Raw genomic sequence first — 9,606 nt, forward strand, 5'->3', positions numbered from 1 at the left:
GCGGCCTCGCCCCCGCGCCGCGGCATCTGCCGGGTGGGGAGGCGCCGATGACGGCTCATCAAGGGCCGTTGTCAGTGCCTCCCCATAGAGTGAAATCACTCGGCAAGCCTCGGGAGAAGGAGCAGAAGCATGTCCGCCAAAAGGATCCAGCACAAGGTGAATCACGTCGCGCTGGTCGTGGACTGTTCGGGTTCCATGCGTCCGCATCAGCACCAACTCGTGCGCGTTGTGGACGAGTTCGTGGCGGGCCTCAAAGCCGAATCTGACAGCCTCGGCCACGAGACCCGGATAAGCCTCTACTCATTCGACCACCGGGTAGAGAACCTGGTGTGGGACATGGACGTGAAACACCTCCCGTCCATGCGGGGCCTGTATCAGGTCAACAACGGCGCGACCGCTCTCATCGAGGCCTCCCTGAAGTCCCTGGACGACCTGGGACACATATGGGAGGAGTACGGCGAGCACAGCTTCCTGCAGATCGTCGTGACGGACGGCGAGGAGAACGCCTCCGGCGGCGACCGCAGGCACGACGGCGACATGACCATCCTCGGCCCCTGGCTCGACCGGATCACGGCGAAGATGGGCGGCCTCCCCGGTCACTGGACGTCCGCGATCCTCGTGCCGAACTCCCTGGCCAAGCGCACCGCCCAGAACTACGGCTTCCCCGCGGGCAACATCGCCATCTGGGACGCGGACTCCCAGGAGGGCGTCGAGGAGGCCATCGGCACGGTGCGCGCGGCGGCCACCAGCTTCCTGCGCGCCCGCGAGCAGGGCGTGCGCGGCACGAAGAATCTGTTCGCCGTCGGCCAGGACATATCCATCGACGAGGTGCGGTCCCATCTCGAACCGATTCCGGCGAACAAGTACCGGCTCCTGAAGGTCGACAAGGAGGCCGAGATCCGCCCCTTCGTCGATTCACACCCGGGTGTGACGTACGAACGCGGCTCCTGCTACTACCAATTGGGCGCCCGCGCCCAGGTCCAGCCCAACAAGGAAGTCATCGTGGTCGAAAAGGACACCGACCGCGCCTACACGGGCGACGCGGCACGGAGTCTCCTTTTCGGTACGGGAATTCAGGGCACGGTCTCGGTCAAGGCGGGAAACAATCCCAAGCTGGAGGTGTACGTGCAGAGCCGCTCGGTGAACAGGAAACTCAAGCCGAATACGCGGCTGCTCATCATGTTGTGAGGCCGCGGCGTCCATCCGGTGCCGGGGTCACGACGCCGGCGCCGCGCAGGCGTGGTCCGTGGAGGGGTAGACGTCGAGGATCTGGTCGGCCCCCGTGGTCTCGAGCAGGCGCAGCAGCTGCGGTTGCGGGGCGGCGATGCGCAGCGTCGTGGACTGATGGATCACCAGGAGCAGGTTCAGCGCGGACGAGTCGGCGAAGGTCACCTCGCCGACGTCGAGGACCAGGACCGGAAGGGCCACCGCCGCCGTCTCCATGGCGCGGCGCAGGGGCGGCACGGTGTGCATGTCGAGGTCGCCGCGCGCGACGACGACCCAACTGCCGTCCCTGGAATACTGCTCCACGTAGGGGTCGGGGCTGCTGACACTGTCGGACATCGGAGAACTCCTGGCGTGCGGGGGCAGGGCACCCGCATATTGTTACCGCCCGCGCGGACGCCGGTCACCGCCGCCCGGTGGACGACCGGAAGCGCGACGGCCGTCCCATCGTCCCAACGGCCCTGTGGCAGGGGGCCGTCGGACCCCCGGGGTGTCACAGCACGGGGTACGTGACGTGCGCCGGTGTTAACGCCGCCGGCCCGCTCAGCCGCCCGGACGCATCGCCGTCAGCACTGTGCCGTGGGCCGGACCACGATCTCGTTGACGTCCACCGAGTCGGGCTGGGCGATGGCGTACACGACGGCGTCCGCGATCGATGCGGGGTCCAGCGCCATGGCGTCGCGGCGGGCCCGCAGCGCCGCACGGGCGTCCGGGTCGGGCACCGATTCGACGAAGTCCGTGTGCACGAAGCCCGGCGACACGACGGTGACGCGCACGTCGTCCGCCTCCTGCCGCAGCCCCTCGCAGACGGTGCGCACGGCCGTCTTCGTCGCCGCGTACACCGTCTGCCCGGGGACGGTGCGGTACGCGGCGGTCGACGCCACCGTGACCAGCTGCCCGGCCCCCTGCCGGCGGAAGACGGGCAGCGCCGCGGCGACGCCGTACAGGACACCGCGCAGATTGACGTCGATCATGTCGTCCCACTCCTCGACCCGCAGTTCCTCCAGAGGAGAGATGGGGCCGATGCCGGCGTTGTTGACCAGCACGTCGAGTCGGCCGAACGCGGTGACCGCGGCGTCGAGGAGCCGGACCAGATCCGCGCGGCGCCGTACGTCGGTCGGTACGGCGAGGGCTTCGCCGCCCCGCTCACGTATCCCGGCGGCCAACGCCTCCACGCGGTCCTGCCGCCGTGCGCCGAGGACGACGCGCGCGCCGCGTTCCGCCAGGGCCAGCGCGGTGGCCCTGCCGATCCCGCTGCTCGCGCCGGTCACGGCGACCACCTTGCCGCGGACGGTCCCGGACTCCCCCGCCCCCGCCCCGTCCGTCGTCTTCCTCTGCGCCTCATCGGTCCTGGTCATGGCTCGTTCTCCCTCGGCTGTCGTACCTGTCGCAATCGGCCGCTCGGGGATCCCCGCGGCCTGCCGGTTCAGCCTGCGGGATTCTCAGCCTGGTATACAGAGCCGGTTTATTCTGGAACTGGAGGTGGTACCCGTGCCGCAGCACACAGCCGAGCAGCGCCGTGAACTGGGCGCCTTCCTGCGCAGCCGCAGGGCCCTGCTGACGCCCGAGCAGGTGGGGCTGCCGACGACCGGCCGCCGCCGGACCCCGGGCCTGCGCCGGGAGGAGCTCGCACTGATCGCCGGGATCAGCGCCACCTGGTACACGTATCTCGAACAGGGGCGGGACATCCGCGCGTCACCGCAGGTGCTCGGCGCCCTCGCGTCGGCGTTGCGGCTCGGCCGCCACGAACGCGAGCACCTCCTCCGGCTCGCCGGCCACTCCCCCGCGCCCGCGCCGCACGAGCCCGCACCGCTCGCCGCCGAGGTGGCGGAGATCCCGCACCTGCTCCAGCCACGGCCCGCCTACCTCATCGCGGGCGACTACGACGTGCTCAGCTGCAACCGGGCGGCGAGCGACCTGTTCCCGGACCTCGCCCCCACCGCGGACCGGCCCGCGAACCTCGCCCGTTGGGTCTTCCTCGAACCGGCCGCACGGGACGTCGTGGTCGACTGGGAGCCCGAGGCGCGCGGCCTGCTCGCCCGACTGCGCACGCTGCACGGACGCCACCCGGGCGACGCCCGCTGGGCGCGGCTGATCGACGAACTGCACGCGGGCAGCGCGTACGTACGTGACTGGTGGCCGCGGTACGACGTGCAGGTCCGCCAGAGCGGACGCAAACGGCTGCGGCCACCGGGGCGTGCGGTCACCGAGTTCGCCTACACCGCGTTCCACCTGGCCGAACAGCCGGAACTGACGCTCGTCGTCTACACCGAGGCCGGCCCGGGCCACGAGAGCCTGAGCGGCGGCGCGACACGCGGAACACCGGCGGCGGCCTCATAGCCGCGCGCCGGTGTCCGGTGTGTGGTGTGCGTCGGGCGGCGCCCCACGGCGTCGCCTCAGGACTGCGGACGGCTGCCGTGGTTGGCCGCGTGCTTGCGGCGCGCCTTCTTCTTGCGGCGTCGCTTCGAGGACATACCGCCACCCCTTTCTGCGGAGAACAGGCCATTCCTGCCGGTTTCCACCGTTCCACAGGGGTCCGCGCCCGGCGACCGGGCGCGATGATCACGTGGCGGAGGTGTGTGGTAGCTGACAGTTCCGATTGTCGTGGGCATCCCCTAGGGTTGAGGCATGCCCTTAACCCCTCCACCCCCTGGTTCCGCGCGGTCTTCGGTGGAACTGAACGAGCGGATCCGCGACCTGTGGCTGCGCACCGGCGGCCGGCTCACCCCTGAACAACGCCGGGAGTACGAGCACCTGGTGACGGAGTGGGCCGCCGCGGTCCGCGAGGAGATGGTGAAAGCCGCGTAGCCGCGGCTTTCCGCGAAGACCGGGGGCCCCTCAAACAGCCCCCGGCCCCCCTCAGGCAGCCCCGGGCGCCCTCAGGCGGACTCGGGCCGCAGCCGCACCGGCAGGGTCCGGTGACCGTTGCTGAGCAGCGAGCCGAAGGGCTGCAACTCCCCTGCGGGCACCCCGAGTTCCATCTGCGGGAAACGTTCGAAGAGCAGGCTCAGGGCCGTGCTGACCTCAAGACGGGCCAGCGGCGCGCCGAGGCAGAAGTGCACCCCGTGGCCAAAGGCGAGGTGCTCCTTGACCGTACGGGTGACGTCGAAGGCGTCCGCGCTCTCGCCGTGCCAGTCGGGGTGGCGGTTGGCGGCCGCGTAGGAGGCGAGGATCGCCTCCCCTTGAGCGATGGTCTGGCCATCCGCCAGCTTGATGTCGGTGACCGCGAAGCGCAGCGGCAGGTGCCGTACGGCCGGTTCGAGGCGCAGCGTCTCCTCGACGGCGTCGGCCCAGTCCACCTCGCCCGAGCGGAGCAGCGCGAGCTGTTCGGGGTGGGTGAGCAGCTGTGTGACGGCCTGGTCGATGACGTTGACGGTGGTCTCGTATCCCGCGCTGATCATCAGCAGCAGGGTGTCGCGGAGCTCGTCCTCGGTCAGGCCGGCCTCCTCGTCCTCGTCGCGCGAGGTGATGAGGAGCGAGGTCATGTCGTCGCCGGGCTCGGTGCGCTTGTCGGCGATGAGCTGGTGCAGGGCCGCATACAGCGCCTTGGTGTTGGCCTCGGACTGCTCGGCGGTCAGGGTGGTGTCGAAGACGCCGTCGACGACCCGGCGGAAGGACTCCTGCCGCTCGGCGGGCACGCCCATCAGCCGGCTGATGACGGCGATGGGCAGCGGGTAGGCGAGGTGCTCGCGCAGGTCCACGGTCTCGCCCGGCGGGAGGGCGTCGAGCCGGTCGAGGATGTCGGTGACGACCGTGTCTATGCTCGCCCGCAGCGCGGTGACGCGGCGGTGGCTGAAGGCGGGGGCGACCATGCGCCGCAGCCGCCGGTGGTCGGCGCCGTACGCCGTGAACATGTTCTCCACCGCGACCCACAGGGCGAGCGGCCAGCGCTGGACCGCGTCGGCGAACTCCGGCCAGTGGGCGCGGGCGTCCTTGGAGACGCTCGGGCTGGTCAGCAGCTCCTTGAGGAGGACGGGGTCGGTGACGGACCAGGCGGTCACGCCGAGGATGTCGACACGGACCGCCTGCCCGTGCTCCCGCAGCCGGCGGTCTTCGTCGTGGGCGTGGGCGCCGGTGGGGTCGAGGATGATCGGCTTCGTGGACAGGTCCATGGTGCGGGTCCCTTCAGACGGACGCGGCGGTGGGGAACTGGACGGGCAGAGCGGTCAGCGCCCGGTGGAAGGGTCCGGGGCGCCAGACCAGGTCCTCGGGAGCGGTGGCGAGATCCATCTCGGGCAGCGCGTCGAGCAGATGGGTGATGGCCGTCTCGGCGATGAGATACGCGTGCGGCCGGGCGGGGCAGGCGTGCGGTCCCGTGCTCCACGACAGGTGGGCGCGGTTGCTGGCGATGCGCTGGTCCCCGAGGGCGGGGTCGTTGTTGCAGCCGGCCATGGAGATGACGACCGGCTGGTGTGCGGGCAGCAGGAATCCGTCGACGTCGACGGGGTGCGGCGGGTAGCTGATGCAGTAGTTGGCCAGCGGCGGGTCGGTGTAGAGCACCGTGTCGAGCGCTTCGCGGACCGAGGAGCCGCCCGCGTGCAGGTCGCCGGAGAACTGGTCGTCGGTGAGGATCCGCAGGACCGTGTTGGCGATGAGGTTGGTCAGCGGTTCGATGCCGGCGCCGTAGAGCGTGACGAGCTGGTGGGCCATCTCCACGTCGTCGAGGGCGGCCGTGTGCGCGAGGAGCCGGGAGGTGACGTCGTCGCCGGGCCGGCGCTGCCGCAGGGCCACGAGGTCGGCGACGGCCTGGGAGAGGATCTGGTTGCCGCTGGCCGCGTCCACTCCCTCGAAGATCTTCGCCATGCCGTCGGCGATCCGGCGCCCCATCTCGTCCGGGCAGCCGAGCAGGGCGCTCAGGACGCGGAACGCGATGGGCCAGGCGTACTGGGTGAGCAGGTCGGCGCCCTCGGCGTCGCGGAACTCGGCGATGGTGGCGTCGGCCACCTGCTCGACGACCGTGCGCAGCGCGTGCTGGTCCACGCCGTCGATCGCGGCGGTGTTCGCCGAGCGGTAGCGGGTGTGCGCGGGGCCCGCCGAGCGCAGCGCGTTGGGGCGGTACTCCATCATCGGGCGCACCGGGCAGGTCTCGGGGACGGACTGCTCCCACGTGCGCGGGTCGGCGGGGAACCGCAGCGGGTCGTTGAGGATGCGCCGGGCCTGGGCGTATCCGATGACGAGGGTCGCCGGGACGTCGGGAATGAGGTCCACCGGGACGAACGGGCCGTACGTGGCCCGCATCCGCGCGTAGGCGGCGTGCGGGTCGGCCGCGAACTCGGCTTCGTACAGGGCGACCCGGTGCTCGGGGGCCGCGTCGGTCGTGGTCGGGCTGGTCACGGGCGGGGCTCCAAGACGGGTGCGTGCAGGTCGGACAGGTACTCGCAGAGGGTGATCAGGGCCAGGACGCTGGAGGTGCCCTCGCGGGCGTCACAGGTCGTCAGCGGCGTGTGCGCGTCCAGGTCGAGGGCCTGGCGGATCTCGTCGAGGTCGTAGCGGGGCGCCCCGTCGAAGAGGTTGACCGCCACCGCGTACGGGGTGCCCTGTTCCTCGTGCAGCGCGAGGATCTCGAAGGACGCCTCCAGGTTGCGGGTGTCGACCAGGACCAGCGCGCCGAGCGCCCCCTCGGTCAGCCCCGCCCACATGGGGCGGAACCGGCCCTGGCCGGGGGTGCCGAAGAGGTAGAGCACGAGGGCGTCGCTCAGGTGCAGGCGCCCGAAGTCCATGCCGACGGTCGTGGTGGTCTTGCGCGGCGTGCGCGCCAGGTCGTCGACGCCCGCGCTGGCCTGGGTGATCCGCTCCTCCATGCGCAGCGGCGGGATCTGCGAGGCGCTGCCGACGAACGTCGTCTTGCCGACGCCGAAGCTCCCGGAGATCACGATCTTCGCGGACCGGGTGACGCCGGGTGGCACATAGATGAGGCCGTCAGACGAGGGCGCGGAGACCACGCAGTACCTCCTGGAGCAGATCGGTTTGGGGTTGGTCGTCACCGGCGGCGACCGGGCGGGCCAGCAGGCCCTCGTCGATGAGGGAGGAGACGAGGATGCGCACCGTGGAGGGAGGGAACTCCAGGGCGGCCGCGATGTCCGCGACCGCCAGGCCGCCGCCCTGGGCGTGGGTGAACAGGCCCATGACGCGCCGGGCGTCCGCGCCCAGGCCCTCGGTCGGGCCGCTCGCGGCGAGCACCACGGTCTCCAGGCGCACGTCCGGGTCGGCGCGGACCCGCCCGTCGGTACGGACGTAGGGTCTGACCAGGTCCGGGTCTCGCCGCGGCCCGCTCACGTCGTCGGCAGGCCGAGACCGGAAGGCTGCCGCGGGGCGACCTTCATCTCATGGCCGACGCGCTGCGCCAGCTCCAGCATGTGATGGGTGATCAGGCCGATGTCCGCGTCGGGCCCTGTGGTCTGCACCGACAGCATGGTGTTGCCGCCGGCCTGGGTGATCAGGCCCACGTGGTTGGTGAGTTCGATCAGGGCCTGCCGGGTGCCCCCGCCGCCGGTCTCCTCGTCGTAGGCGAGGGCGGCTGCCCGTACGGCCGCGGTGATCGCGGCGAACTTCTCCGCGTCGTCCTGTCCGATCCCGGCCGTACGGGAGTGCAGCAGACCGTCGGAGCTCATCAGCACCGCGTGCCGGACGCCTTCGAGGGACCCCAGTGACTGGTCCAGCAGCCAGCCAAGTTCGTTGCCGGTGGTCACGGTCAGGCTCCTTCGTGCGTGGGGGTCGGGTCTTCGGTACGGGCGCTGCGCGTCCCCTTGGCCCAGGCGGCGGCGATCGAGGGGCGGCCCGGCGCGGCCTGGCCGTCGGCGGCCGGGGTGCGGGCCGCCGGCGTACGGCCGGCCGGCGCGGCGGCCGGAGTCGCCCGCGAACGGACGGTCAGTCCGCTGGCGGTGGTGCGCCGTGCGGGGGCCGGCTCGGCGGCGGGGGCCGGGGCCGGGGCGGGCGCCGGGGTGGACCGGGGGACGGGCGTCGGCGCCGACGTCGTCAGCAGGCTCTTGGGGATGAACATGTAGACGCGGGTGCCGCCGAAGGGGTTCGGGGCCTCCAGGTCGATGCGGAACCCGTAGTCGCCGGCGAGGGCGGCGGCCGCCCGCAGGCCGGTCTGCGGGTGCGCGCCGAGCTGGTTGATGTCGTCCCGCTGGTCGCCCGTCAGAATGCGCCGGGCCCAGGTCAGTTGCTCCTCGTTCATGCGCAGTCCGGCGTCGTCCACGATGACCGAGACGCCGTGGTGGCCCTCCTGGAAGGCCACGTGCACCCGGGCGGAGGACGGCGAGTAGCGGACCGCGTTGTCCAGGAGCACCGCCAGGGCGTGGACGATGGGCCCGACCGCCCGGCTGGTCACCGTGACGGCGAGCTCCTGGTGCTCGACCCGCTCGTACTCCTCGATGCTGCCCATGGCCGCCCGCACCACGTCGGTCAGCGGTGTGGCGGGCCAGCGGCGCGACAGCTTGCCGCCGGACAGGACCACGTAGTTCTGGGCGACGAGCAGCATCTGCTGGGTGGGGTGGTCGATGCCGACCAGCGTCTCGTACGCCTCGTCGCCCTCGTGCCGCCGCACGCCGTGGCTGACCCGCTGGCTCAGCTTGGAGGCCATGCCGACCATCGCGGAGGAGACGGCACGGACGGCCGCACGGGTGGACTCCTCGGCGGCCTGCCGTGCGCGGGCGCCCTCCTCGGCCGCGGATTCCCGCGCCTCGGCGACCTGGGCGGTCATGGTGGCCTGGGTGTCGTACTGGGCCTTGCGCACCGTGTGCGCGGCGGAGTCGGCGAGCTGCGCGAGCCGCCCCGCGAGCGCCGTGCCGGCCAGGGCTTCGGGGAGTTCGATGTCGACGCCGTGGCCGGTGCCCTGGCGCTCGGCCTCGGCGCCGAGGCGGGGGATCACCCCCTCGGCGAGCTGCGCCAGTACGGCCTCGGTGGCGCGCTGCCGGAGGGCGATCTCCTCGGCCTGGGCTCGGAGGCGGCCGCTGGTGGCGCGCTCACCGCGGTACTGGTCCCAGAACCGCCAGGCGGCACCGCCGGCGGCCAGGGCCAGAACCGAGGGCACCACGCTGGTGGCCTGTATCAGGTCTGTCATCACGTCCTCTACAGGTGTCAAAGGGGGCGAGGCGGCTGGTGCCGCCGGCTGGACGGGGTGACTGCGGCGGGAGCGGGCGGGGTGCGGTCGGCCGCCCGCCCGTCCGGGGTGGCGCGTGGGTCGCGCGACCGGCGGGGGGGTCCGCCGTGTCGCGGTCCCGCGCCGGCTAGGGGAGGTGCCGCACGGGTGGGCGGCGAAGGACGCGGTGGGCCCGGGGGCGGGGCGTCGCGGGGGCGTCGCGCCGGCGGGCGCGTCGGGGCAGCCCGCGAGGCCCGACCTGTCTGACCGTACGCATCAGCACTTTCTGGCTTCCCTCG

General features: G+C 72.1%; 11 protein-coding genes. 3 read left to right on the forward strand and 8 right to left on the reverse strand.

Features of this window, described 5'->3' with window-relative positions:
* Window positions 1-129 precede the first annotated feature (129 nt).
* Window positions 130-1,188 carry a vWA domain-containing protein gene (locus tag ACFYO9_RS37770; protein WP_358707986.1) on the forward strand — a complete coding sequence of 353 codons (1,059 nt, stop codon included), beginning with the start codon at window positions 130-132 and terminating at the stop codon, window positions 1,186-1,188.
* Window positions 1,189-1,215: 27 nt separating this feature from the next.
* Here the strand turns inward: ACFYO9_RS37770 and ACFYO9_RS37775 are convergent, their stop codons facing one another.
* Window positions 1,216-1,563 carry an STAS domain-containing protein gene (locus ACFYO9_RS37775; protein ID WP_358707988.1) on the reverse strand — a complete coding sequence of 116 codons (348 nt, stop codon included), beginning with the start codon at window positions 1,561-1,563 and terminating at the stop codon, window positions 1,216-1,218.
* Between the two features lie 227 nt (window positions 1,564-1,790).
* Window positions 1,791-2,582 carry an SDR family oxidoreductase gene (locus ACFYO9_RS37780; RefSeq protein ID WP_358777175.1) on the reverse strand — a complete coding sequence of 264 codons (792 nt, stop codon included), beginning with the start codon at window positions 2,580-2,582 and terminating at the stop codon, window positions 1,791-1,793.
* A gap of 133 nt (window positions 2,583-2,715) precedes the next feature.
* On the opposite strand from ACFYO9_RS37780, the gene ACFYO9_RS37785 reads away from it, so the two are divergent.
* Together ACFYO9_RS37785 and ACFYO9_RS37790 are read left to right on the forward strand one after the other, a co-directional pair.
* On the forward strand, window positions 2,716-3,564 hold the full coding sequence (locus ACFYO9_RS37785; RefSeq protein ID WP_358777176.1) for a helix-turn-helix transcriptional regulator: 849 nt from the start codon (window positions 2,716-2,718) through the stop codon (window positions 3,562-3,564).
* Between the two features lie 288 nt (window positions 3,565-3,852).
* On the forward strand, window positions 3,853-4,032 hold the full coding sequence (locus ACFYO9_RS37790; RefSeq protein WP_355814962.1) for a hypothetical protein: 180 nt from the start codon (window positions 3,853-3,855) through the stop codon (window positions 4,030-4,032).
* A 71-nt stretch (window positions 4,033-4,103) separates the two neighbouring features.
* Here ACFYO9_RS37790 and ACFYO9_RS37795 read toward each other — a convergent pair whose 3' ends face one another.
* Genes ACFYO9_RS37795 through ACFYO9_RS37820 form a run of 6 tightly spaced genes read right to left on the reverse strand, consistent with a single transcriptional unit; the run spans window position 4,104 to window position 9,289 of the window.
* Window positions 4,104-5,336, reverse strand: a complete 1,233-nt coding sequence (locus ACFYO9_RS37795) for a cytochrome P450 (RefSeq protein WP_355814960.1) — start codon at window positions 5,334-5,336, stop codon at window positions 4,104-4,106.
* A gap of 13 nt (window positions 5,337-5,349) precedes the next feature.
* Window positions 5,350-6,558, reverse strand: coding sequence for a cytochrome P450 (locus tag ACFYO9_RS37800; RefSeq protein WP_355814958.1), 1,209 nt, complete (start codon window positions 6,556-6,558; stop codon window positions 5,350-5,352).
* Window positions 6,555-7,166 (reverse strand): ATP/GTP-binding protein, encoded by a 612-nt coding sequence (locus tag ACFYO9_RS37805; protein WP_355814955.1) that lies wholly within the window; start codon window positions 7,164-7,166, stop codon window positions 6,555-6,557. Before ACFYO9_RS37805 ends, ACFYO9_RS37800 begins: the two co-directional genes overlap by 4 nt.
* Window positions 7,144-7,500 carry a DUF742 domain-containing protein gene (locus ACFYO9_RS37810; protein WP_355814953.1) on the reverse strand — a complete coding sequence of 119 codons (357 nt, stop codon included), beginning with the start codon at window positions 7,498-7,500 and terminating at the stop codon, window positions 7,144-7,146. Before ACFYO9_RS37810 ends, ACFYO9_RS37805 begins: the two co-directional genes overlap by 23 nt.
* The gene (locus ACFYO9_RS37815) at window positions 7,497-7,913 is read right to left on the reverse strand and encodes a roadblock/LC7 domain-containing protein (RefSeq protein ID WP_355814951.1); all 417 of its coding nucleotides are present in this window, start codon (window positions 7,911-7,913) and stop codon (window positions 7,497-7,499) included. The genes ACFYO9_RS37810 and ACFYO9_RS37815 overlap by 4 nt, the downstream gene beginning before the upstream one ends.
* Before the next feature lie 2 nt (window positions 7,914-7,915).
* Window positions 7,916-9,289, reverse strand: a complete 1,374-nt coding sequence (locus tag ACFYO9_RS37820; RefSeq protein ID WP_355814948.1) for an ATP-binding protein — start codon at window positions 9,287-9,289, stop codon at window positions 7,916-7,918.
* Window positions 9,290-9,606: the final 317 nt, after the last annotated feature.

Origin of the sequence: Streptomyces sp. NPDC005863 (genome assembly GCF_042871345.1) — a bacterium.
GTDB lineage: Bacteria > Actinomycetota > Actinomycetes > Streptomycetales > Streptomycetaceae > Streptomyces.